The following is a 23,178-nucleotide window of genomic DNA, read 5'->3' as shown; positions in this document are numbered from 1 at the left end:
GCCATCCGGTCGATGGCTTCACCATGAACCAGGACGGTTCGTGGTCCTTCGATCCGTCACACGCGGCCTATCAGCACCTGGCCGCCGGCCAGACCCAACAGGTGACCATCCCGGTCACCGTCACCGACAGTGCAGGGGCGACCGACACCCAGAACCTCGTCATCACCGTTACCGGCAGCAATGACGGGGCACGGTTCACGGGGACCGACAGCGCTTCCGTGGTTGAGGACCGCAATCTGACTGGCGGCAACCTGACAGCGGGTGGAACCCTGACTGTCACGGATGTCGACACCGGGCAGGACGGTTTTACGCCTGTCACGGGCCAGCAGGGGACCGGAGGCTATGGCAGCTTCTCGATCGATGCGCACGGCCATTGGACCTATACGGCCGACAACAGCCAGCATGTGATCCAGGCGCTTGATCCGTCGAGCACGCCTCTGACCGACACTCTGGTGGTGACATCCAGGGACGGAACGCAGCATACGTTGACTGTTGCCATCCACGGCACCTCCGATGCACCTGCGGTGAAGCCGAGTGTGGCGACCGTGCAGGGGGTCGGGTCGCAACATCTGACCGGCACATTCAGTGGCGGCGCCCCCGGCGGCTGGGGCATCGACAACGGCCACGGCGGTTCGGTCAGCTCACTGCAAGGCCAGTATGGCACGCTGATCATCGATCCCCAGACCGGGCACTTCGAATACAACTACCAGCAGAATTCCGGTGTCATCAAGCACGGCGGCAGTTCGGGTGCGTCCGGACAGCATGTCGATACGTTCCATATCGTCCAGCAAGGCGTTGCCGCCGGCGACGCGGATGTTCAGGTGCAGATCAATGTCCAGAGCGTGCATGGCAACAGCGGGCATCATGTCGACCAAACGGTTCTGCAGGGCATCACGTTCACACCGGTGGCCGCCGTCCAACACGATGCACCGGACGATGTCGACACGGATGAGGTCACGCTTGACCTGACCGATGCGAGTACCGCGTTGGAGCACGTGCAGGAGATGGACAGCACTGCAATGGCCTTTGCCGACACCGGCGCTGGGTCCGATGACAGCGATGCCAACACAGCTCCATCACCGGCACCAGAGGGACTTGTCGCTGGTGAAAGCGACCGGCTTTCGGCCTATTTCGACGCCATCGGACAAGGGCACGACGCGGCGCCATCAGCCATGGCACCCGCTGCTCATCTGAGCCCTTACCTCGATGCAGCCGGTGCGGATCCGGATTTGGCGACCCCGGTCGCAGATCTACCTGATCCGTCGACGCTCGACATTGGTGACCTGTCCGCAAAGGTCGAAGACGGCTCTGGGGCCACCCCGGAGCCGGGGCAGGGGCCGGGCCACGATGTACCGCAGGATATCCCCGAACCCGTCTTGCCGGATCCGAATGATGACACGTCCCAATACGGTTGAAGCTATCAAGTGAAAAAGGACCGTACGCAATGAGCAAAAACCTGATCTGTCTTGTGACGGTACTTTTCCTGTCGGCTGGACCTGTGTGGGCGGACAGGGGCGATGGCGGGAGCGAGACGGCAAACACGTCTCACGCACCACCCAAATTGATCGGCGAGCACCCATGCGACGGGATCGCATCGCCAAGACCTGCCTGTTCCGAAAAACCTTCTTTCATGCTGATGGCGTCGGTAGAAACGCCTGAAGGCGGCATCTTTTGCAGCGACGGCGAGACGCCTCGTCGGATCGGATATCAGATCCTTGACCGCGCAGATGGCGAATGGGATGCCCTCGTCACGGTCGACGGCACAAAGATCCGTGCAATGACGGCGTATAGCTATTTCGGCAATTCCACCCCACCAACCGGTTTTGTGGTCGCGCTGCTCGGGGAGGACGGCTCCGAAGTTCTGGTTTACGGGGACGGAGAAAACGACTGGCTGGAGCAAGGCGAAAACCGCTACGATCCTTGTGGCTAACTGCCTAACTTTCAAGGCTATCATTACGGAAATTCGGCTTTCGGTATTTTGTGCTTCTCCAATCCCGCTTCGTTCTCCGCCCTGGTAAACGTCTTTGACAAGCACATCCACATCTTGCACTTGAATCGCATGTCGTTCGTTGGTGTTGCGCACGGTGCAAGTATCCTTGGTTTCGCGCAGCGCCTCGTTCCTTCACTTGTTCAACGGCTTTTGGAACCCTCAAAAAGCACGGTGAACGTGAGACTTGGGCGGGGCGAAAGAGCTATTGAATCAATTGGCGCTGCACAAGAGCTGCGGGCCGGTGTTGCCGCCGACCCCTTCGTCAAATTTCTACGCTTTCGGAGATCGTTAGCGCGTCGTCGAGTTCCACGCCACGGTATCGGACGGTGCTGTCCATCTTCGTGTGGCCTAGAAACAGCTGAACTTCTCGCAGGTTGCCGGTCTTCTTATAGAATTGGGCGACCTTGGTGCGTCTCATGGAGTGCGTGCCATACGCGCTCGGTTTCGAGCCGATCGAGCGCATCCAGTCCTCCAAGAGACGAGCGTCCTGCCGCGTCGAAATATGCGGGCGATCATGGAAATGACCGGGTCAGAGGTACTCATGGAGTGGATCATCACCGGAGTGCTGATCCACTCCATGAGGGCCTTTCGGGTGCCCTCGGCAATCTCGAACCGCACCTGTGATTTTGTCTTGCTCTGCAAGATCGAGGTCCGTTCCTTGACTGCGCCAGCCGAGAAGACGTCTGCGACTTTCAGCCGGACGAGATCGCAGCCGCACAGTTTGCCATCCACTGCCATATTGAACAGCGCCAGGTCACGGACGGCGCCGGCCAGTTCGAGTCGAACACGGATCGCCCGGACATGCTTAGGGAGCAGTGGCCTCTTCTGGCCGATAACGCGACTGCGGTTCCACGCTGTCTTGGCGGGCACCATCATCGGCAAGTTAATGGAGACGTAGCGGTTCCTCCGAGCCACTCCTACCCACCGCAATACTCACGACATTCGAGCAAGCAATGAAATGTTGCGTCCTGGTGACGCGGACATCGGCAACTCCGAGCCGTTAGTGGCTGTCGCTCGGCCGGTCTCGCAGAGTTCAACTTTCCCGGTTTCGGGGTTGCAATCAGCCGGCGGGCAGGAACTCGGGGAAGGTCCAGCTTCCGTCGAGGATTTCGGCGCGGGGCTGATAGAGGCGGATCGTGTAGTTCCAGCCCGGCGTTATCGGGATGCAGTTGATCCGGCCATCCTCGCAGCCGCCAAAGTGGATGGTGTAGGAGCCATCTTTGTTCGGCGTGGCCGAGGTCTGGTTGTAACTGTTCCGGCCGAGGTTGTTGGGCGCCAGGTAACCTTCGGCGTCGTAGACGGTGATCGACCAGAAGGCGTCCACCGGCACGTCCCTGACGGTCACCACATGGGGCGTTTCGCCGTCATTCCTGTCGACGGCGCCGACGATGCCCAGAGCCGTGGTACCGGGTTGCCCAGCCCAGCCAGCCATTCCGATCAGGTGGTCGAGCGGGTCGATTTCGCCTCGTCGACCGAAGGAGGTGGTGGACTCAAGCCCAACGACCGCTGCCAGGTCGCTGATGGCCTGGCGCGCTGCGGCGAGGGCCTCGAGATCCCAGTCCGGCGCCTCGAAGGGGCCGGTTCCGCCGCCTTCAATGACAATGCCGTCCTGCACGGCATGGGCGCGAGCGGCATCGTCGGGATCGCCCGCGTCGATGAAGGTGCGGAACAAGAGCATCGCGAAGCGGGTCCCGACCTCGTCCTCGGTCAGCTCGTAGGAACCGGGATCAGCGTAGGCGAAGTTGTAGTGATCCTGGCTGATGACGAGTACCGACTGAAACTGTCCGTCGCCTTCCGGAAGGGTCACCGTCACCGGCTCTGACAGGTCGATGATGGCGACGGAGTACAACGTGTCCTGGTTGGCTCGGATGATCGGCTGCGGCGCATCGGCAGTGGCGACCTCGCGCTCATGAGCGATCTCACCGACGCTGGTCCCGTTGGTCTGCATCGTGACCCGGAACATCGTGTCGCTCTCGGCGCGCATGAGGTTCTGGATCGTGATGTCCTCGGCGAGAGCGGGCGCCGAAAAAAGACCGGTCGTGAGAACTGCAATTGCAGCAAGTCGAAGAAGTCTCATGATGCTTCAGGCCCCCAACCGAGTTTGCCCTCGGTCATCTTGAAGCTTCTCTGACCCCATGCATTGACTTGCCTCAACGTCAACTTCATCCGCTCTACGGACGCTGCCGCGTGTCCTGATTTGGCAATTGCCGTGAACGTCTATTTCGAAAAGCCGCACCGCAGCGACAGTGCGTCGGACCAACGGCAGCAATGGGCCGAAACCAACCTTGCCTCTGATCAGAGCGAATGTTTCCTTCACCTGGTCTGCCGGCAGGACATCGGATCTGATCTGAAGCCACATTGTGTGCGGGAGCGTCACGGCAGCAGGCATCCGTTCGCGTCAGAACAGGGTCGGCATCGCCCGCCCACCGCACCGGCGTTTCACGTTTCGACGTCGTAGGCCTGTGAATTACGGCCCGTGGTTTCGCGGAAGAAACGGATCATCTCCGCGCTCGCATCCGGTCCCGCCGGGTCCGTATAGGACCCTTCGCGCTTGCCGCCGGACCAGGCGTGGCCCAGCCCGTCGATGCGCCATTGCTCGAGTACCGGCACACCCTCGGCCGTCGTCGTGATCGTGCGATGCACGCGGCGTCCCGACATGTTGCTCTGCGTGCCGGTATTTATGGTCACGTCGCCTGCGCGATCGATCACAGCCTGTGCGATCCGGTCGGCGTTGGAGGTATGGACCGTCGCATCGGCCGAGCCGTGGAACACGATTGTCGGGACCGGGGTCGCGGCGCGCCCGGCGGTTGTTCGCGCGCCCCGGCCAGCCATCGCCTCGAAGGCGGACGGCACGTCCTTGGCCACGCCGAACGGCAGGCCGGAATGGGCGCCAACCGCCGAAAAGACGTCTGGATAGGTTTCGCCAAGGATCACGGCCATTGCTGCTCCGGCGGACAGCCCAGCCACGAACGTTCTGCCCGGCGGAATGCCGAACTCCGCAATATGCTTTCGCGCGATGCCTGCCAGGATTGCGGGCTCGCCGCGGTCCCGCCCCTGATCACCACGACGAAACCAGTTCCAGCACGATTGCGCATTTTCGCCTCGCGACTGGTGTGGGTAGACGATGACAAAACGGTGCATTTCGGCAAGTGTATTCATGCCGGTCCCAGTCGCGAAATCCTCCGGGTTCTGCGTGCAACCGTGGAGCATGACCACCATGCCTTCAATGCCGGCAGTGGCGGTCGAGGGGACATAGGACCGATAGGCTCGGCTGCCTGCGGAGCAGGCGAAGACATCTGCTCGAAACTCTGCCCCGTCTGGAAGTTGTGCATCGGCGCTCTTTGCTTTTCCCGGTGACCCGACGCGCGCCAATAGCGCATCCACCAACGGCATCTCTGGTTGCGCGGGCCCCTCCTGTCGGTCGTAATCGATAGACAGCAAGCCGTTCCGGGCCAACGTGTGACGTACGAGCTCATTGGCAGCGGCGAGGCGCTCGGAGCGAGCGAAATCAGCCGCCAGGCGGAGTGCGCCGACGTTGAATTTCATGATGTGGTATCCTCAGTTTGGATGACGTATTTTACGAGATGCGGTCTTTCAGAGCATTCCTGACCTCCGGGCTAGCCTGCAGCGCTCCGAGTACGCTTATTGAGCCGATCGTCTCCAGCGCCAGTTCCGGGGTGACGTCGGGAGCGATCCGGGCAAGTCCCACGACTTTGACGTGGAGCATCTCTCCGGCATCGCGGACAGCTTCAAGGTCGGACTGGCTGTAGTTTCGGAGACCCAATTCCATCGTATGGCGCTCGATCACTTTGTTTACCGTCTCGCCGTGGCCGTCGAGGTGGTTGCGGATCGCGGTTCGAATGAAGTCGCTGCGGTTGGAATAGAACCCTTCTTGAACAAGGAGGTCGATCCTGCCGAGATCGACATAGCCCAGATTGATCGTGACCTTCTCACTGTCCGGGGTCGTTGCGCGCAGCTGCCGAATGCTATTCATCTTCCATACTCCATCCAGATGGATGGTATATGGAGGTCGACAGGCCTCCGTACAAGTCATCAAAAATCTTTTTCAGGGGAGCGCGATCTGTTCGGCCGGCCATGGCTTGCGGTGCCGCAAAGGGCCGCTTCGTCCCGCGCAGCCGGCATCTGGCAGCAACGAAATTTCCCGTCGCAAGGAATAGCGGCTTCGACGGGCCGCATCGGAGCATCCTGTCAGCGGGCGAATGCCCGCTTTAGGCCGTTTCTGACTGGCACAGCCCAGTAGCGTGCGCTGGCAGACAGGGAGGTTGTGCCCGTGGCAGCACCAACCGTTCCCGCCTTGCGCATTTGCGCGCTGCCGAAAGCGCCAGGGTTTCCACCGTGCCGTCCAGCGGTGAACCCCGTTTACCCGACGAGTAGGTTCACGCACCGTCCTTTGACGGGATCACGGACCATTCTGCAACGGACGGTTCGTCGGTCAGCTGCATAAAATCGGCACCGAGCTATGGCTCGATGTAGATCTGAGCCTTTCCGGTCCGATGCGAGACGAGGCGCAGAAAACTCTGCGCCTCGTCCCTTGCGTTCACAAAGAAGAACGGATGACGGTGGTGCGACGGGAGGTTGTCACCTGCCGGACAAATACCCCGTTTGCGCCCTGGATGATGTTCGCTTCGGTTTTGTGAGCGATTGTTGCCACGGCTATTCCGCAGGATTGGTGATTGATTGACCAGACCCGCGGCGGGCGACGACCACCACGGCGGCAACAAGGCTCCAGCCGATGGCAAGCGCTGCCAGCCAGATGGTGGAACCGGAAGGGGCAATCACAGCGATCAACCCCGCTGCGCCGATGGGAAGGCGCGCTCCCCAACCGAGAGGCCGGCCGGCCCACCCCCCGAACGCAACGGCCCACAGCGCGGTAGAAACCAGTAGCGATGCCGCGCTGAACGCGATCTCCGCCGGGAGGCCTTGGGCCAGGATGCCTGAATCGAAGACAAACGAGAACGGAATGAAGAAGGCCACAAGACTGAGGCCGAAGGCAGACAGGCTTGTGCGCACCGACGAAGCCTGCCCCACCGCTGCGGCGGCGAACGAGGCCAAGGCGACAGGCGGCGTTACCATGGAAAGGACACAGTAATAGAAGATGAAGAAATGCGCTGCCAGCGGCGGAATGCCGAGATCCTCGATCGCCGGTACGAACAGGACGGCTCCGATGATATAGGCGGCCACCGTCGGCAGCCCCATGCCCATGACGATACAACCGACCATGGCCATGGCGAGAGACGCGTAGATCGATCCCTCGGACAGCGACAGCAGAGACCCTGCGAATTTCAGCGCAAGATTGGACTGAACCGCCACGGCAATGACGATGCCGATGGCCGCGATTGGCACCGCGACTTCCGCCACCTGTTTCGGTGCGTCTCTGAGCGCGACAACCAGTTCTTTCCGGCCAATCCGGGTGCCGGACCTCAGGAACGGCACGATCAGGCACGAAATGGACGCGATGACGGCTGCATAGGCTGCGGAGAACCCGTTGACCAGCATTGCGATCAGAATGAGCGGCGGCAGGATCAGGTGAAGCCGCGGGCCGATGGGGCTGACTTTTTCGAACTCCTGTGCCGTCATCGGACGAATGCCGTCCCGCCGAGCCGTCAGGTCCACCACAAGCATGAGCGCAAGATAGAAGGCGATCGCCGGTATCAGTCCGGCCAAGGCGATGTCCCCGTAGGGAATGCCCAGAAGTTCCGCCATGATGAATGCGGCAACCCCCATGACCGGCGGCATGAGCTGTCCGCCAGTGGAGGCAATGGCCTCGATCCCGGCTGCACGGTGCGCTGGTACGCCTGTGCGCTTCATCAGAGGGATCGTGAACACACCGGTGGAAACCACGTTCGCAACGGCGGAGCCAGATATCGAGCCCATGAGCGAGGAACCTACGATAGCAGCTTTTGCAGTGCCCCCGGTGGCACGGCCAGCAGCCCGAATTGCGAGGTCGATAAAGAGCTGACCACCCCCGACCGCTGCATAGAACGCTCCGAAGAGAACGAAGTAGAAGATGAAACTGACCGAGGTGGACGTGGTGATACCCAGGACCCCTGCCGTCGTCATAGTGGTGATTTCGATGGCGGCATCCAGATCGAAGCCGCGAAAGTTAAGCCAGCCCGGCAGAATGTTGCCCCAGAAAGCATAGGCGATGAAGGCCAGAAGCACCCAGACTAGGACCCAGCCGACTGCTCGTCGTGCACCCTCCAGAAGCAGGAATACCAGCAGCGCCCCGAACAGGATGTCCAGATCGAAAACCGGTGAAACGTTTTCCATCCGCGTCGTCAGCCGCTCGTAGCCGATCAGATAGTAGCCGAGAACCGCCAGGGAGCCGGCAATCATCAGCACATCAATTGCGATCCGCGCCACTTTCGGAAGCCTTTCGGCTCTCAGCGGCTTGTAGAGAAACAAGAGCACCAGCGCCGCACACAGATGAACCGGGCGCTCGAACAGGGGTTGCTGCGGATCGAACAGAAGCCAGACCTGAAACGCGATAAACGCCAGACCGATTACGAATGCCAGAATCTGGACCGGATCGCGGGTTTGTGAGGGTGTCATGATCATATCCCGGAGAACTGGTGGCAGCGAAAAACGAAGGGTGGCGCCGCCGGTCTTTGCAGCGGCGCCAACGGCTTACATCAGTCCGGCTTCCCGGTAATAGCGAGCCGCTCCAGGGTGAAGCTCGATGCCGGTGTTCTCCGGCGTCATCGCGGTTTTGGGGTCGAACCCCGACCAGGCCGCATGCGATCCCTTGATCTTGTAGGCGTTCTCGAGAATTGCCTTGGTGATCTTGTATGCGGTTTCCTCGTCAAGCGAGGCGTTTGCGATCAGAACCGTACCGAGATTGGCTCCCTTGGTGCTGCCCGTCTGTCCCTTGAACCATTCAGGGCCGTAGGTTCCCGGGGTCAGACCATTCTTTTCAAGCAGGGCCATCGCCTCATCGGGTACGTCGAGGAAGACGGCATCGGAGGTTACGGAAACTTCGGTGATCGTCGGATGACCCTTGATCATCGTATCGATGTAGATATCCGCGTTCGCGTTTCGAATCTGGTCGGGGATCTGCCCGGTTCCGACCTGGATGATGTCGCCGCCGTTCTTCTTGATCTGTTCGGCCGATGTGCCGAGGCCTTCGAAGATCATCTCCGCGACTGGAACCGCCGAGGACCCGACCGGCTTCATGAGAACACGCACCGGTTTTCCCGAATTCAATATCTCGGCAAGGTCGCTTGTGCCCATCTCTTCGACGAAGGCCTTGCGTGCGATCACGCCGACATAGACCTTGTTCAAACCTCCGACCAGGGCACGAATGTCGGGCGCTTTCATGCCGTTGTAGATATCGTCTCCGTTCTTGGCCCAGACAGCCGATGCCACGTTGGAAAGAGCAATCTCCGCCTTGCCGCCCTGAACGACCATCGGATTGGCAACACCACCACCGCGCGCGATGACCTCGACGGAGTTCTCGCCGATGATAGGCTCGATGATCTGTTCGAGGGTCGCTGCGAAGACATACCAGGACGATCCTTCGCGCATTGCACCGATGCGGATATCCTGTGCGGCGACCGGCGACGCTGACATCAGTCCGGCAACGACTGCCGTAACAGCAAGAGACAGCCGCGAAAATGCAAAGTTGAACATGATTTCCTCCCTGGGGTTCAAGATGCCCCCGGTCCTCCACCGGGGGCAATCAGATTCTGACGCTTATTCGGCAGCCATCGCCAGACTGACGCGGCCTATGCCGGCAGCTTCGAACGCCGCTTCGATCTCCCGTTCGGCGGCTTCGCCAAGATCCTTGAGCGGCTCGCGGATCGTCGCATGCTCCAGAAGGCCGCGATAACGCAGGCCAATCTTCAGGGCAACGGTGCCTTCCATGTGCGATCCGCGGTGATAGACCGCCCGCGTAACCGGAAGAAGCTGTTCGAACACTTTGCGGGCTGCAGGATAATCCTGGGCCTTGCCGGCGGCGATAAGATCAATCAGTAGCTCGGGCGTGATATTTCCGTAGCCGACCAACAGGCCGTCGACGTCGAACATCGTCGGCAGCAGCCATTCGTCGTGGCAGGAAAGGATCTGAAGGTCGGGCTGGGCCTTCTTCAGTTCCGGAATTTCAACGTACCAGCGCTTCATGTTGCGCACGCCGTTTTTGGTGGCGAAGCACCCCGGCTGGGCAGCGATCTCCAGCTGTGTATCGAGATCGTAGGACGCCTTGGTCGCATCCGGATACTGGAACAGGATGGTCTGAAGGCCACCTTCTTCGTAGATCGCCTTGTAGCGATCCTGCGGAGCCCCTTTCTGAAACCCGAAACGCAGCCAGCCGTGATTGGGGTAGACCAGTGCGCCGGTCGCTCCCGCGTCGAGCGAGCGTTTGGCTTCTTCCGCCGCAACCATCGTGCCTTCGCCGGTGATGCCGGCGATGATCGGCACATCGACAGCATCCTTGTACGCACGGATCAGTTCAAGGCGTTCGTCGGCCGTGAGAAATGTGCCTTCGCCGGCATGGCCGAGAATAACGAGCGATTTCACCTCGTCGAAGCTTGCCAGCCATCTGGCAATGCGCACGTTGGCCTCGATATCGAGCGAACCGTCCCGATTGAAAGCGGTGACCGGGGCCGGATTGAGGCCGCGAAGATCCATGGGTTGCATGTCGAAAACTCCTCCAGATGCGTGATTTGATCGGTTCACACACGCCCGATCCATAAAATGGGAACGATTGCGGGAACGTTCCCAAAAATACGTTGCCAGCCTCCCATGTCAAGTGATAGTTTTCGTCGCACAAAGAAACGGGACTGGAGAAATGGCTATGTCGGGCGACGAAAGCTCTACTAAATCAAGAGCTCGGGTGACACTTCACGACGTCGCACGGGAAGCCGGGGTTTCGAAATCCACGGTATCCAGAATGCTGGACGAGCGTCTGCCAAGTTCCGCTTCACCTAAGGCGCGGAAAGTGCAGGAGGTGGCCAGGCGCCTCGGTTATGTGCGAGACGTATCCGCTGCCAGTCTCAGGCGTGGCTCCACCGGAACGATTGGTGTGATCGTGCCCCGCCTGACGGATACGGTAATGGCCATGTTCTACGAAGAAGTCAGCAAAGCCGCCGCCCGTGAAGGCCGCTTCGCTATTGTCGCCACGACGGACGATAATCCCGATGCCAGCCGGAAAGCCGCCGAAATGCTGATCCGCCGCGGGGTCGATGGCCTCATCCTCACGACTGCGCGCGAAAACGACCATTTCGCGGATGAGCTGCGGGACTGGGGCATTCCGTTCGTATTTGCCCTCCGGCACAACGGATCGAGCGCGGCCTCGGTTGGTGACGATCAGTTAGGCGGTTACCTGGCAACACGGCATTTAATCGATCTCGGCCATCGCCGGATCGGAATCATTGCCGGGCCGGATTATGCAACCAGTTCGCTTGGACGCCTCTCAGGGTATCTCCAGGCGCTCGAAGAGGCAGGGATCGACAAAGAGCCCGAGTTGGTCGTGCCTTCCAGTTTCAGCATTGAATCAGGAGAGACGGCTGCGGATGCTCTCCTGGCGCTGAGTGAACCGCCAACCGCGATTTTCGCGATCAACGACAACACTGCGATAGGCAGCATGTCAGCTATCGCCCGAAAGGGTCTCTCCGTTCCTAACGACATCTCGCTGGTGGGATACAATGACATCCCAATAGTTAGCCACCTCCCTGTCCCCATGACCACCGTCAGGGTGCCCTTCGACCGTGTTGCGGAGGTTGCGCTACAGCTATTGTTTGATGAGCAGATCCCCAAATCCATTCACAAAATCACCCCAAGTCTAATCCCCCGGAAGTCGACAAAAGGGGTGTGAGCGATATCTGAGGTGCGAGTTCTGCGGTTTGCAAGGGTAGGGGGGCCTACCAACATCTCTCAGCCATGTTTTCCAATGACTGCTTTGCACCGCCATTTGGGACTTTCGCAGGATTTCGGCAACACCGGCAACCCGAGAGAGGCAAGCAACGGCGTTATCAATTTGCTCGCGACGCCGGAGGGGGCCCACCTGCAAAACAAGCTCAACGAGTTGCATTGACAGCCCACGCGCTGCGAATACCAAATTTTAATGGGTAGTCTCTGACCAACAACCTCGCCAGCGCCTGCGGCCGCTGATGGGGTTTCATTTTGTTCAAGTGCCTAGCGACTTTCCTGGTGTTGCGCTTCGTTTTCGCATTTTTCCAACATGCTCTCGTGCACATCGATGATGTCGAGCAACGGTAAGTCAATCAGCTTATCCGGCCGGTACGCGGCTTCAAGACCATGAGGTCCACCTATGAAACCATCAAGTGTTTTGAGGTCATGCGTGCCCTGCGCGAGGTCCAGGCTGGTATCTTCAACTTCTCGAACGCTGTCCTCGGTGAGGCCGCATTGTCGAGAGGGCGTTCGACATCAGTCCGTGCGCGCTCACCGATGCGATGGCTATGCTCCAAATCCATCCTCAGGATGCCAGAACCTGAGCAGACGACCCGGCAAAGGTTAGAAACTGCCCGATCTCAATAGTCGCAACAGAGCCAAGAACCAAGTCATTTGGCCGAATTACCGGTCAAATGATCCGCTTATCCTGATACTGCAAACAGAAGAACCTAGGACGGTAAGTGCGTTTGCGGTCGACGGGTTTATCGAAAGGCATAACTGCCACTATTGAGGAATCCGCTGGCATAACTCTGCGATTCCGACTTGCAACCAAGGTGCGGCCATTTTTGGCCGCTCCTCAGCTCAAGCAAAAACGTATTGATTTTCAGCTGCCGGCTCGTTGGGTTTGGCTTTCGACCGAAATATCTTTCTATCCGAAAGCTAATTCTCGTCGACACTTATTACAGCGTGAAAGCCGGCATTCAGGCCGCTTCGGCCTTCTGCCGGCTCAGGATCTCCCGAACCTTTCCGGCAATGGCCTTGCCCAGGTCGATGTTGTTCTGGGCAGTGAAATGAATGCCGTCGCAGCCGTCAGTGGTGATATAGTCAGCCGCGCTGAGGAAATCGACCTTCATGAAATCGGCCATGTTCCGGTATTGCTCGGCCAGCGCCGCCGACTTTTCGTGGGCCCCGCCGAACATGCCCTGGAAATAGGGATGCGGCATAGGCGTCAGGGGCGGCGGTGCGACGACCAGGCACTTTGGCGCCGGATAAGACGTGCCGATGCCGCCACCGCTTGTCAGCACCTGCGCGACCAGTTTCGACATGCCATAGGCAATGTCGTAGGGCGTGCGATTGAAGAACGGCTTGGTGTCGTTGGTTCCCAGAAGGATGATCGCGAGGTCGAGCGGCAAGTGGCTGGCCAGGGCCGACGGCAGGTACTGGCTTCCGTTCAGACGGGGGTCGTTGGGATCGTCCGCGCTCGTCGTGCGGGCACTGAGGCCTTCCTCGATGACGCGGTACCCTTCGCCCAGCTCGGCGGCCATTGCTCCCGTCCAGCGCTGTTCATACGGATAGCGCAGGGTCGGGGCCCCTTCGACGACGGGGATCCAGCCCCATGTCAGCGAATCCCCAAAGCAAAGTATCGATTTTTCGTTTGCCATTGTTTCCTCCTCAAATTTTACGGAAAGGCTCAATTGGATCTGGACGTTCTGATGCCGTAGAAGATGGCGGCGAGCAGGATGATCAGCCCCTGGGCAATGAGTTTGCCCGGGTCATCGATGCCGAAGGTGGTCATCACGACGAACAAGAGAGCGAAGGACAGAACCCCGAAGAACGGGCCCCAGACACCGCCTTCGCCCCGGCCGAAGACGACACCGCCGAGAATGGTTGCCGCCACCGCCAGAATGGGCAGGTCGAGACCGACGCGGACACTGCCGACCGCGATGGACGCGGTTTGCACAAGGGCTGCGACTGCCGCGATGAAACCGGCCAGCGTGTGGGCAAGAATGACGGTTCGCTCGACCGGAACACCCGAAAAATGTGCCGCTTCCGGGTTTTCGCCGACCGAGGTGACATACCTGCCGAACACCGTCTTTGAGAGAAACAGCGCCATCGCCACGGTCAGCGCAAACCAGAACAGCACCGGAACCGGAGCCGGGCCCCATTTGATGTTGTAGATGTCGTTCAGATAGGAAGGCACATCACCGGGTGGCTTGCCGCTTGAAAGATACTGCACGAACCCGACCAGAATGATGCTGACGGCCAGCGTAACGATGACTGCGGAAACCCGGCGCTTGCCGATCATCCAGCCGTTGAAGAGACCGATTGCGGTACCGATCGCCAGACTGAGTCCGATGAAGAACGGCATCGACGCTCCGGGAAAGATGCCCGAGGAGATGACGTAGTTGACCAGGAGGATGATGCCGCCGCCAGACAGGTCGATACTCTTCACGCGCATCACCAGAAGCTGCGCCAGAACCAGTACGCCGAGCGGCGCCACCTGGCGTATGAAGATGCCCATGATATTGGCGTTGAGCATGTGCGGCCTGGCGATCCAGAGCGTTATCAGCAGGATGGCGAACACGTAATACGCCGGCGGAACGCGCAGCAGGCGCTGCAGGAAAGGATGCTTCACGATCACTGACATGATCAAAGCCCTATCTTCTTGCGGGTCTGGAGCCCCACGACCAGAAGCAGGAGACCGCCTTTGATCGCGGTCTGGATGAAGGGCGACACATTAGTGAGGTTCATGCCGTTGGACAGGAGCGCCAGAACCAGCGCGCCGATCACCGTGCCCTGCAGGCTGCCGATCCCACCGGAAAGCTGGGTTCCGCCGACGGCGACAGCGGTAATCGCATCCAGTTCGAACAAAAGACCGACATTGGGATCGCCCGAAACAATCCGGCCGGCCAGGAAGACACCGGCAAGGGCCGCGAAACACGAACAGGCGACATAGGCGAGCAGAATGTTGCGGCGGTCCGGAACGCCGAAGTTGCGTGCAGCATCCGGCGTACCGTTTGCAACGCCGCCACCGATGGCGAACAGATGCAGGCCGAAACGCGATCCATGCAGCAGCTTCCAGGCTACCAGAACAACCGCAATGCCCCAGAAAACGGGCATCGGCACTCCGAAAAGCGAACCGCCAACCGACTGGATAACGATATCGGGCACAGTGCCTCCGGAGACCGGACGCAGGATGCGCGTGATGCCCAGAATGATATACTGCATTGCCAGCGTTGCGATGATCGGGTGGACATTGAGACGTGTGATCACCAGGCCATTGCTGAGGCCGACCAACACGGCGAACAGGAATACTGCCGGTATCGTCACATAGCCCGGTGCATCGAGCGCCAGAATGGCCGTCGTGAAGCTGATCAGGGACCCGACCGACAGATCGAGGCCGCCCACCACAACCACAAACATCTGGCCGATGGCCGTGATGACCAGCGGCATCGCCTGAGCAATCAGGTTGAAGAGGTTTTCAGAACCGAGGAACTGATCGGTTCTAAGACCGAGATAAACGCTGATGACGATGGCGATCAGCAAGGGCAGCGTCCACAAACCCTGCCGGCCTTTCGACTGCGTCAATCTCGCGAGAAATGCTTGTGTCATGATCACTTCAATCTTGAGGGCAGGGTCAGGCGCTCAGGGCGGCGTTGAGGATCTGGTGCTCCGTCGCAGTCGCGGCGGGCAACTCAGCGACAATCGCCTTGCCATGAACGACATAGATGCGGTCGCACAGGCCGATGAGCTCAACAGTCTCGCGGGAAAGGACCAGAACCGCGCCGCCCCCGTCCGTAAAACTGCGCAACAACTTGTAGATTTCCGCCTTCGCCCCGATGTCCACACCGCGGGTCGGTTCCTCGATGAGCAGCAGATCCAGACCGGCCGCCAGATAACGCCCCAGAAGAACCTTCTGCTGGTTCCCTCCAGAAAGCGTGCCGACCGGTGCGGACGGGCCGGACGCCTTGATGTTCATGCTGGTCATCGTCTCGGCAATCGCCTCGCGAAAATCGCGTGCGATGGAAAGTTCGCCATGCACGGAAGACAGGCCGACGGCAATGTTATGAGCTATGGAAAGCCCCAGAAAGAGACCCTCTTCCTTTCGGTCCTCGGGAACGAAGCCGACTTTTCTGGCCTGAAGCTGCCGGATGCCGGATGTTTTCGGCACGGGGAGTGGCAAGGCCTTGCCCTTGATGGACACGGTGCCGATCGAAGCCTTGTTAAGTCCGGCGAGCGATCTGAGCAATTGCTGCTGCCCCTGACCTTCCAGTCCTGCAAGGGCAACAATCTCGCCCTTGTTGACATGAAGCGACAGCGGTGTGCTGTCCGGATCGATCCTGAAGTCTTCAAGTTCGAGGACTTTCTGAGATGTTGCGGTTCCACGTACCGGAAAAAGATCCTGCAGCTCGCGGCCGACCATCAGGGCAATCAGGCTGTCCGGTGTCATACCGCTCAAGGGCCTGGTTTCCACCAGCTTGCCGTCCTTGAGAACCGTCACCGTGTCGCAGATGCCGAATATCTCGTCCATGCGGTGCGAAATATAGACAATCGTCTTGCCTTCATCGCGCAAGCGCCTGATCTGGGCATTCATCACCTCGACATCGGCCGCATTCAGCGCGGCTGTCGGTTCGTCCAGAATGAACACCGAGGCATCCGCCTTGATGCCATGCGCGATTTCGACGAACTGGCGCTCTGCAATCGACAGCTCGGAAACCAGAATATCGGGGTTCAGTTCCAGCCCCAACGCGGCAAGGGCCTTTCTGGTTTCACGCCGCATCCGTGCCCTGTCGATGGTTCCGAACGCTGTAACTGGTTCCCTGCCGAGGAACATGTTTTCCGCAATTGACAGGTTGGCGAGCAGAGACAGCTCCTGAAACACGGTGGATATGCCTGCTTCAAGAGCTTCCCTCGGCGTCTCGAAATCGACTTTCCGCCCATCGCGGAAGATCTCTCCGGCGTCCGGCTGGTGAACACCGGCAAGGATCTTCATCAGCGTCGACTTGCCGGCACCGTTCTCACCCATCAGGGCATGGACCGTGCCGGGCATGAGTTTGAGCGATACGCCGTCGACTGCTTTGCTTCCGCCGAACGACTTGGAAACATTCGACATTTCAACGAGGCAAGTCATTGCCTTCTCCCCCGGATCAAATGCTGGATCTATGCTGTCGGCGACCAGCCGGTGCGCGAAACTGCGACACCGGCAGGTCTTCCGGCCTCGGGAGGAGGCTATTTCTTGCCGTAGAGCTCCTGGAGCTTTTCCTCCTGCAGCTCGGTCGGCCACCAGACGTTGGCGGACAGGTCTTCGCGGTAATATTGCTTTGCCTTTTCGACGTCCCAGCCTGCCGGGTTGTAGTCGTAATGTTTCTTCAGCTCCTTGCCTTCCAGCAGGGCGACGGCAGCACGCACACCAGCAGCTCCCTGGGCAGGCGCGTATTCCGCGGAGACGGATTTAAAACCGTCCCGGATCCACTGACCGAAGAAGCCATTGTTGCCTTCACCGGAAATCGGCGGAATTTCAGCGCCAAACTGCTTGAACACGTCAACACAGGCACGAGTCATGTCGGCACCGGAAGACCAGATACCGTCGACAGAAGGGTTGTTCAGATAAAGCGTCTCACACAGGTTCTTGGCCTTGTCGTACTGCCAGTCGCCATGTTCCTCGGCAATGATCTCGACATTCGTGCCTTCCAGAGACTGCAGCAAGCCGTTGTAACGGTTGGTGTCTTCGGGGTGTCCGGCGAGACCGCGCAGAACCCAGATCTTGCCGTTATTGCCGACCTCGTTGACGAGCCAGTCGCCCATCACCTTGCCGAAGTGTTCAGCGCCGCCCTGGATCTCGGTCGTATAGGCATCGCTCTCGATACGACCGGTGTGCAGGACAACCGGAATGCCGGCGGCCACAGCCTTGGCAATCGACGCGTCCGCGGACGTTGACGTAACCGGCTGGACGATGATCGCATCGACGTTCTGTGCTACCAGATCCTCGATATCGGCCACCTGTTTTTTCTGGTCGAAACCGGCGTCGAGCAGAATGAACTTGGTGATGCAGTCGTTCTTGGCAGCTGCCGCTTCGGATTCATGCGCCACCTGAACGGTCCATGTATTGGCGTTCACGCCGAAATGGCTCATGCCGATGGTCCAGGGGCAATCCTTCTTGTATTTGCCCGCTTCGACAACCGGATTGTCGCCATCCCTGGCCGTAACGCCATCCATCAGGAAGGTGTCTTCGGCGAACGCCGGGTATGACGAGATGGCGACGGCCAGGCAGCCCGCCAGCGTGGCAGGTTTGAAATAAGTCATCGAAATTCCTCCTCCAAGGTCAGGCCTTTTATCTGCTTGCAGGATGACTGCCGAGCGCCTGACCTCGGCGAACAGCCTTCCTTTTCGCATAGGTCCGCCGTTCCGGCAGCGACAACGGGTTGCCGGCCGACAGACAAGGCGATGCCGTTCGCCGAAACGCATTCCGGCGGCGGGTAAACGCAACTGCGATGGGTGGGACCTCCTCCCAGGACCATAAAAAAATCATGGCGAGACTTGGCTGTCAATAGTTATTCATATTGAATGATTAATTCTAGAACTTGTCAGATCTGGTGAGCGATGCAATGTATGGCGCTAACGCTTTCGGTCGGCCTTCGGGTCAACCGACTGTTTTCAATGATTAAATCTGGATGCTGCCAACATGCGCACGATCTTGTGTTACGGCGACTCTAACACGCACGGACAAATTCCAGGCGGGACACCACTGGATCGCTACACCCTGATGCAGCGGTGGCCGGGTGTCCTTGCGCGTGAACTCGGTACCGGCTGGCACATCATCGAAGAAGGGCTTAGTGGCCGGACAACGGTGCGTGACGACCCTATCGAAGGCGCATTGAAAAACGGCCGCACCTATTTGCGCCCCTGCCTCATGAGCCATGCTCCGCTGGACCTTGTCATCATCATGCTGGGCACGAACGACCTGAAGGCCCGGTTCGGCCAGCCCGCGTCCGAAGTGGCAATGGGCATCGGCTGCCTGATCCATGACATCAAGGAACTCTCGCCCGGACCTGGCGGCACCGTTCCCGAAATCATGGTGGTTTCGCCGCCACCGATGCTGGACGACATCAAGGAATGGGAAAACATCTTCAAGGCTGCCCAGCAGAAGTCCCATGAACTTGCCCTTCAGTTTGAGATCATGTCGGATTCGCTTGAAGTGCATTTCTTCGACGCAGGATCTGTCTCGACCTGTGATCCGCTGGACGGATTCCACATCAACGCGGAAGCGCACGAAAATCTCGGTGTCGCGCTGGCGCGGGAAGTGGAGGCGATCGGGTGGAAATGATCTCGCAGCGCGCAGACCTGCCGGCTGCACTTTGTGCGGCAGCGTACCGGAGGGGTGCCCATGCCTGACATGAGGTTCGCTCCGCCCAATCCGTTGCGCATAGCCGACCGTGCGTCCGGTCTGAACGCTGTCAGCGTGCGAAGCTACAATGAACGGTTGGTGCTTTCTCTGCTCCTCCAGCATTCTTCGACAACACGGCTGGAAATCGGCGAACAGACAGGCCTGTCGGCGCAGACTGTGTCCGTCCTCGTCAGGTCGCTGGAGCAGGAAGGGCTGGTGGCAAAGGGAGAAGCGCAGAAGGGCCGCGTGGGCCCGCCGACCGTGCCGCTGACCCTCAACCCCGAAGGCGCCTACTCCATCGGCATCAGTGTCGGCAACCGGCACACCGATATCGTCCTTATCGACTTTGTCGGCAAGATCCGCTTTCACAAGACCTTGCCCAATCCGCAGCTCGCCCATGGCAGCAATCATTCGGAATTTCTGGAGACGATTGCGAGCGCAGTGAAGCTGCTGCCGGATGCGGAACGCGAACGTCTGGCGGGCGTCGGTCTCGCCCTGCCTCGCCGACTTTCGGGGGGCATGGACGAAGAGGCCTATTTCAAGGCCTTGCAGGCGGAGATCGAGGAACAGCTCGGCATCGCGGTTTTTGTCCAGAACGACATCACCGCAGCCGCCAGCGGTGAAAGCATGTTCGGTGCTGCCAAGACGCTTTCGGACTATATGTTCTTCTACCTCGGCGCCGACCTGCACGGTCGCCTTGTCCTCAATCACCAGATCTACAACGGCAATTCCGAAGTCAGTTTCGATGTCGGCATTGCGGCACTGGAGAGGGACCTGTCGGCACAGGGCAAAGAGGTCGATCCGCTCTGGGACCGGTCGGGATCCTGGCCAGATTACGGGGCTCCGGTGACCGATTGGGAAGAACGGCTGATTTCCCAGATGCGCGCCTCCCTGCATGGGGTCGGTCAATTCGTGGAAATCGAAACGGTCATCCTGTCGTCCTATGCGCCGGAAAGCATTTGCCAGGATATCTGCCGGAAACTGGAAGCAGCCACCCCCGACATCAAGGCAATCGCCGGCAACATCGTGCCGGCACCGAAGGCGATCGGCGCGGCCAGTCTGCCGTTCAGCTCCAGGTTCATGGTCAGCTAAACCGGCAGGCTCTGCTTAACAGACTGAATACCATGGCGATTTTGGAGCGAAATAAAACTCTGAATGAAGCAGTAGCCGTTTGAAGAAGTCAGCATTATTTCTGTCGGAATTCGGGTAGGTTTTATCTGGAAATGTCTGCCCGGGGTTCGCCGATTGCCCGGACCGCTGCAAGGGTCCTGGACGCTTCTTCTGCGAGGCAGTTTGCGACTTCGTTTGCAATACGTGGAAGGGTCCTGCGTGCACTGACGGCAACGCTGATTGACTGCGCGGCAATTCCCCTTGCCTTGACCTCAAGCGCGATCATGCTGCCGTTCATCAGTTCAGGGGCAGCGTCCATTTCGGAGGTCAGGGCAACATGGCTTCCCCCGATCACGAGCTGCTTAAGAAGCTGAAGCGAATTGGTGACGACGGGGGGAGGGCCGTCCTCGAAGACCCAGGCATGCTGCTCATCCAGCATACGGCGGATCGAAAGGGCCCTGCTCTGAACGACGATGGCCTGTTTGCGCACGTCCGCAAGCTTCACGGAGCGCTGTTCCGCCAGCGCATGTCCAGGTGCAACGACGCAATAGAGCGGCAGGTCGGCAGTCCAGATGACGTGCACGTCCCGGAGCCGGCGAAGATTGAAGGCGAGGATCAGATCGCATTGACCGTCGTCCAGAAGCTCCGCGGCGCCGTCAGGGGTCGCAACTTCCACATCGACGCGCACGCGCGGGTACCTTTCGCCGATGACTTCAAGAAAACGCGGTATGACGCCGTTCACCTGGCTGTCCATTGTCGCAAGGCGGATGTGGCCGAAGTCGACACCCTGCATGCGCTTCACATCGGACTGGATGCGGGTTTCGTCGGCGCGCCACCTCTGCGCCAGGAGGACGAACATTTCACCCGCGGGGGACAGCTGCATGCCCCGCGTCTGGCGGTCGAACAGCTGAACACCGATCCGGTCCTCGAGCAGCTTGATCTGCCTGTCGATCGCCGAGGCGGAAATGCCGATGGCGCGGGCCGCCGCCTGAATCGACCCGTGTTCCGCGACAGCCTCGATGTAGTGCAGGCTGCGGGGCACAAGATGGAGGTGCATCGTGCATCATCCTAATTTTTAGAATGCAATGTTGCCTATTCCATCATGGATTGCAACGGAAACGCCGAGTAGCCTGACTTGGACAGCCACGGAGAACGAACCGAATGTCCAAGGCCGGAAGCCTTCAGGAACTGAACGTCGCGCCACGGGAGACAGCGCTCCGGATGCTGGAGCGGATTGTCGAAAGGTCGTCCTGGGTGGCGGAAATCGTGGTCGATCAACGCCCCTTCGCTTCCGACCAGGAAGTTGCCCGGCGCTTGGTCGAAACGATCCTGTCGTCAGGGTTCGACAAACAGGTCCAGCTCTTCCGTGCCCATCCGGAACTTGCCGGCCGAGAGGCCACCGAAGGCACGATGACCGAGGCCTCGACGGACGAACAGGGCCGTCTCGGGCTGACGGCATTGGCGACCGAAGACGCGGCGCGCCTCAAACGCATGAATGCGGCCTATGCGGCACGTTTCGGCCACCCGTTCATCCTGGCGCTGCACCGCATGCCTGATCTGGAGGCGGTGTTCGACACCTATGAGCGCCGGCTGGCTGCTTCGCCGGTGGAAGAGCACGTGTCGACGCTGGCGGAAATCGCTTCGGTTATCGGGAACCGTGCCGCGCAAGCCTTCGGATTGCAGTCAGGGCAAGACCCGGTGGAAACGCAGGCTTCCGCGGTGGAGACCGACAGTTTGCGGACAAAAACCAGCGAGGCGCGCAATGTCTGAACGCCATCTTTCCGGAACGTTGAGGCCTTTGTCGCGTCTAGGCTCCACCTCTGAAGAGCGAAAAGCCCCAGGGGGTGAACTTGAACGGCAGATGGAAATGTTCGTGAACGGCATCGATGCCGAAGCGAAACACCGCGACGTCCAGAAAAGACGGGTCGGGAAGGGAAACGCCGCCCGCCCTGAAATACGCGCCGACGTCGAACTCCACCTCGTAGGTGCCGCGCAGGACGCCTGTTCCTTCCGCGACAGGATGAATGAAATGCCCCGTCGCCGTGCAAGCGCCTTCCGCGACCAAGGCCGGGTCTGGCGACAGGCGCCGCAACCGGACCGTCAGGCCGGACGCGGGTATGCCGCGCGCAACGTCAACCGCGTGGATGGAGATGCCCCCGGCCTGTGCTGCGGTTTTTTCATCTGTCATCCTGATGCCTCATCTGATCTCGCGGTGTCACGTCTTCGGGCAAACTTTGTCACGCCGCATCAAACGATGCAAAGGCCACCTCAGCGGCATTTCGAACGCAGGTATCCCTGCGTGAAAGCGAGGCAAGGATGAACCAACACTCCAACGACCCCGAAGATAATGGTCAGGCCGAACTGGCTATCGAAAGTCCGGCCGGGGCTTTGGGCTGGGGTGGTGAAATTGGCGGGGTGCTTCTTCTTGTCCTCAGCATCATCTTTATGGTGGGCGGATGGCAACTGGGCCTTGGCGTTCCGACACGTCTTGGGACCGGCGCCTTTCCCTTTGCAACGGGCGCCGTATTAGCCGTGCTCGCGCTGGCCATCGTGATTGCGGAGCGAAAGGGCGACGGACTTGCGGAAACGCCGGACTGGATCGGGCTGCTGGCCATCTCCGCATCGCTGGCCGTCTTCGCGATCGTCGTGGACCGGCTGGGTCTGGTGCCTGGGGTCTTTGCGACTGTCGTCGTCGCAAGCCTTCCCGACCGCAACCTTTCCCTGCGGGGCAAGGCTCTTCTGGGGATCATCGTCGCCTTGGGATGCTGGGGCGTCTTCATTGAGCTCCTGAACTTGCCCATCAAGCCTTTTCTGGAGTTCTAGC

At 59.7% G+C, this 23,178-nt stretch carries 20 protein-coding genes and 2 pseudogenes; 8 read left to right on the top strand and 14 right to left on the bottom strand.

The window, feature by feature from the left end:
* A partial coding sequence (locus V1T76_RS22810) for a VCBS domain-containing protein (RefSeq protein ID WP_330562986.1) occupies positions 1–1,415 on the top strand: 1,415 nt, incomplete at its 5' end.
* Positions 1,416–1,444: 29 nt separating this feature from the next.
* Positions 1,445–1,930 carry a hypothetical protein gene (locus tag V1T76_RS22805; protein WP_330562985.1) on the top strand — a complete coding sequence of 162 codons (486 nt, stop codon included), beginning with the start codon at positions 1,445–1,447 and terminating at the stop codon, positions 1,928–1,930.
* 322 nt (positions 1,931–2,252) lie between these two features.
* Here V1T76_RS22805 and V1T76_RS22800 read toward each other — a convergent pair.
* The 7 genes and pseudogenes from V1T76_RS22800 to V1T76_RS22770 all read right to left on the bottom strand — a co-directional run bounded on the left by V1T76_RS22800 (position 2,253) and on the right by V1T76_RS22770 (position 10,645).
* Positions 2,253–2,866 (bottom strand): annotated as a pseudogene (locus tag V1T76_RS22800) (tyrosine-type recombinase/integrase).
* A 184-nt stretch (positions 2,867–3,050) separates the two neighbouring features.
* Complete coding sequence (locus V1T76_RS22795; protein ID WP_330562984.1) at positions 3,051–4,067, bottom strand: DUF1214 domain-containing protein; 1,017 nt, start codon at positions 4,065–4,067, stop codon at positions 3,051–3,053.
* A 362-nt stretch (positions 4,068–4,429) separates the two neighbouring features.
* Positions 4,430–5,536: an extracellular catalytic domain type 1 short-chain-length polyhydroxyalkanoate depolymerase gene (locus V1T76_RS22790; RefSeq protein WP_330562983.1), complete on the bottom strand. Its 1,107-nt coding sequence runs from the start codon at positions 5,534–5,536 to the stop codon at positions 4,430–4,432.
* Positions 5,537–5,567: 31 nt separating this feature from the next.
* Complete coding sequence (locus tag V1T76_RS22785; protein WP_330562982.1) at positions 5,568–5,984, bottom strand: CopG family transcriptional regulator; 417 nt, start codon at positions 5,982–5,984, stop codon at positions 5,568–5,570.
* Between the two features lie 680 nt (positions 5,985–6,664).
* The gene (locus V1T76_RS22780) at positions 6,665–8,563 is read right to left on the bottom strand and encodes a TRAP transporter permease (protein ID WP_330562981.1); all 1,899 of its coding nucleotides are present in this window, start codon (positions 8,561–8,563) and stop codon (positions 6,665–6,667) included.
* Between the two features lie 75 nt (positions 8,564–8,638).
* The gene (locus V1T76_RS22775) at positions 8,639–9,640 is read right to left on the bottom strand and encodes a TAXI family TRAP transporter solute-binding subunit (RefSeq protein WP_330562980.1); all 1,002 of its coding nucleotides are present in this window, start codon (positions 9,638–9,640) and stop codon (positions 8,639–8,641) included.
* 63 nt (positions 9,641–9,703) lie between these two features.
* Complete coding sequence (locus V1T76_RS22770) at positions 9,704–10,645, bottom strand: dihydrodipicolinate synthase family protein (RefSeq protein WP_330562979.1); 942 nt, start codon at positions 10,643–10,645, stop codon at positions 9,704–9,706.
* 157 nt (positions 10,646–10,802) lie between these two features.
* Between V1T76_RS22770 and V1T76_RS22765 the strand changes: the two genes are divergently transcribed.
* Both V1T76_RS22765 and V1T76_RS22760 read left to right on the top strand, forming a co-directional pair.
* Positions 10,803–11,822 (top strand): LacI family DNA-binding transcriptional regulator, encoded by a 1,020-nt coding sequence (locus tag V1T76_RS22765; protein WP_330562978.1) that lies wholly within the window; start codon positions 10,803–10,805, stop codon positions 11,820–11,822.
* Between the two features lie 404 nt (positions 11,823–12,226).
* Positions 12,227–12,462, top strand: a pseudogene (locus tag V1T76_RS22760) (IS6 family transposase); the annotation flags it as partial.
* Between the two features lie 378 nt (positions 12,463–12,840).
* Here V1T76_RS22760 and V1T76_RS22755 read toward each other — a convergent pair.
* The 5 genes from V1T76_RS22755 to V1T76_RS22735 form a co-directional block, all read right to left on the bottom strand.
* Entirely contained in the window at positions 12,841–13,521 is a 681-nt protein-coding gene (locus tag V1T76_RS22755; RefSeq protein ID WP_330562977.1) for an SGNH/GDSL hydrolase family protein, read from the bottom strand.
* A gap of 29 nt (positions 13,522–13,550) precedes the next feature.
* Complete coding sequence (locus tag V1T76_RS22750) at positions 13,551–14,507, bottom strand: ABC transporter permease (protein ID WP_330562976.1); 957 nt, start codon at positions 14,505–14,507, stop codon at positions 13,551–13,553.
* A gap of 2 nt (positions 14,508–14,509) precedes the next feature.
* Positions 14,510–15,472 (bottom strand): ABC transporter permease, encoded by a 963-nt coding sequence (locus tag V1T76_RS22745; RefSeq protein ID WP_330562975.1) that lies wholly within the window; start codon positions 15,470–15,472, stop codon positions 14,510–14,512.
* Positions 15,473–15,497: 25 nt separating this feature from the next.
* Positions 15,498–16,991, bottom strand: coding sequence for a sugar ABC transporter ATP-binding protein (locus V1T76_RS22740; RefSeq protein ID WP_330562974.1), 1,494 nt, complete (start codon positions 16,989–16,991; stop codon positions 15,498–15,500).
* A gap of 98 nt (positions 16,992–17,089) precedes the next feature.
* Positions 17,090–18,163: a substrate-binding domain-containing protein gene (locus tag V1T76_RS22735; protein WP_330562973.1), complete on the bottom strand. Its 1,074-nt coding sequence runs from the start codon at positions 18,161–18,163 to the stop codon at positions 17,090–17,092.
* Between the two features lie 379 nt (positions 18,164–18,542).
* Here V1T76_RS22735 and V1T76_RS22730 point away from each other — a divergent pair, with 379 nt between their 5' ends.
* A complete protein-coding gene (locus V1T76_RS22730; protein WP_330562972.1) occupies positions 18,543–19,184 on the top strand; it encodes an SGNH/GDSL hydrolase family protein in 642 nt (213 codons plus the stop codon).
* 60 nt (positions 19,185–19,244) lie between these two features.
* Positions 19,245–20,336, top strand: coding sequence for an ROK family transcriptional regulator (locus tag V1T76_RS22725; protein WP_330562971.1), 1,092 nt, complete (start codon positions 19,245–19,247; stop codon positions 20,334–20,336).
* A gap of 121 nt (positions 20,337–20,457) precedes the next feature.
* Here V1T76_RS22725 and V1T76_RS22720 read toward each other — a convergent pair whose 3' ends face one another.
* Complete coding sequence (locus V1T76_RS22720) at positions 20,458–21,411, bottom strand: LysR family transcriptional regulator (protein WP_330562970.1); 954 nt, start codon at positions 21,409–21,411, stop codon at positions 20,458–20,460.
* 104 nt (positions 21,412–21,515) lie between these two features.
* Between V1T76_RS22720 and uraD the strand changes: the two genes are divergently transcribed.
* Positions 21,516–22,124, top strand: a complete 609-nt coding sequence (gene uraD / locus V1T76_RS22715) for a 2-oxo-4-hydroxy-4-carboxy-5-ureidoimidazoline decarboxylase (protein WP_330562969.1) — start codon at positions 21,516–21,518, stop codon at positions 22,122–22,124.
* Between the two features lie 37 nt (positions 22,125–22,161).
* Here the strand turns inward: uraD and V1T76_RS22710 are convergent, their stop codons facing one another.
* Positions 22,162–22,542: a hydroxyisourate hydrolase gene (locus V1T76_RS22710; RefSeq protein WP_330562968.1), complete on the bottom strand. Its 381-nt coding sequence runs from the start codon at positions 22,540–22,542 to the stop codon at positions 22,162–22,164.
* Between the two features lie 128 nt (positions 22,543–22,670).
* On the opposite strand from V1T76_RS22710, the gene V1T76_RS22705 reads away from it, so the two are divergent.
* Positions 22,671–23,177, top strand: a complete 507-nt coding sequence (locus V1T76_RS22705) for a tripartite tricarboxylate transporter TctB family protein (protein WP_330562967.1) — start codon at positions 22,671–22,673, stop codon at positions 23,175–23,177.
* Position 23,178 lies beyond the last annotated feature (1 nt).

It is taken from the genome of Roseibium sp. FZY0029, from assembly GCF_036350355.1.
In the GTDB taxonomy this organism is placed as follows: Bacteria; Pseudomonadota; Alphaproteobacteria; order Rhizobiales; family Stappiaceae; genus Roseibium.
Note: the sequence above shows the minus strand (reverse complement) of the source record. Positions and strands in the feature narration are given on the sequence as shown.

Bases quoted from the DNA above. Each gene is read 5' to 3' on its own strand.
- V1T76_RS22755 (WP_330562977.1), bottom strand. From the start codon at position 13,521: ATGGCAAACGAAAAATCGATACTTTGCTTTGGGGATTCGCTGACATGG.
- V1T76_RS22780 (WP_330562981.1), bottom strand. From the start codon at position 8,563: ATGACACCCTCACAAACCCGCGATCCGGTCCAGATTCTGGCATTCGTA.
- V1T76_RS22710 (WP_330562968.1), bottom strand. From the start codon at position 22,542: ATGACAGATGAAAAAACCGCAGCACAGGCCGGGGGCATCTCCATCCAC.
- V1T76_RS22740 (WP_330562974.1), bottom strand. From the start codon at position 16,991: ATGACTTGCCTCGTTGAAATGTCGAATGTTTCCAAGTCGTTCGGCGGA.
- V1T76_RS22720 (WP_330562970.1), bottom strand. From the start codon at position 21,411: ATGCACCTCCATCTTGTGCCCCGCAGCCTGCACTACATCGAGGCTGTC.
- V1T76_RS22795 (WP_330562984.1), bottom strand. From the start codon at position 4,067: ATGAGACTTCTTCGACTTGCTGCAATTGCAGTTCTCACGACCGGTCTT.
- V1T76_RS22765 (WP_330562978.1), top strand. From the start codon at position 10,803: ATGTCGGGCGACGAAAGCTCTACTAAATCAAGAGCTCGGGTGACACTT.
- uraD (WP_330562969.1), top strand. From the start codon at position 21,516: ATGTCCAAGGCCGGAAGCCTTCAGGAACTGAACGTCGCGCCACGGGAG.
- V1T76_RS22705 (WP_330562967.1), top strand. From the start codon at position 22,671: ATGAACCAACACTCCAACGACCCCGAAGATAATGGTCAGGCCGAACTG.
- V1T76_RS22750 (WP_330562976.1), bottom strand. From the start codon at position 14,507: ATGTCAGTGATCGTGAAGCATCCTTTCCTGCAGCGCCTGCTGCGCGTT.
- V1T76_RS22790 (WP_330562983.1), bottom strand. From the start codon at position 5,536: ATGAAATTCAACGTCGGCGCACTCCGCCTGGCGGCTGATTTCGCTCGC.
- V1T76_RS22730 (WP_330562972.1), top strand. From the start codon at position 18,543: ATGCGCACGATCTTGTGTTACGGCGACTCTAACACGCACGGACAAATT.
- V1T76_RS22725 (WP_330562971.1), top strand. From the start codon at position 19,245: ATGCCTGACATGAGGTTCGCTCCGCCCAATCCGTTGCGCATAGCCGAC.
- V1T76_RS22770 (WP_330562979.1), bottom strand. From the start codon at position 10,645: ATGCAACCCATGGATCTTCGCGGCCTCAATCCGGCCCCGGTCACCGCT.
- V1T76_RS22785 (WP_330562982.1), bottom strand. From the start codon at position 5,984: ATGAATAGCATTCGGCAGCTGCGCGCAACGACCCCGGACAGTGAGAAG.
- V1T76_RS22745 (WP_330562975.1), bottom strand. From the start codon at position 15,472: ATGACACAAGCATTTCTCGCGAGATTGACGCAGTCGAAAGGCCGGCAG.
- V1T76_RS22735 (WP_330562973.1), bottom strand. From the start codon at position 18,163: ATGACTTATTTCAAACCTGCCACGCTGGCGGGCTGCCTGGCCGTCGCC.
- V1T76_RS22805 (WP_330562985.1), top strand. From the start codon at position 1,445: ATGAGCAAAAACCTGATCTGTCTTGTGACGGTACTTTTCCTGTCGGCT.
- V1T76_RS22775 (WP_330562980.1), bottom strand. From the start codon at position 9,640: ATGTTCAACTTTGCATTTTCGCGGCTGTCTCTTGCTGTTACGGCAGTC.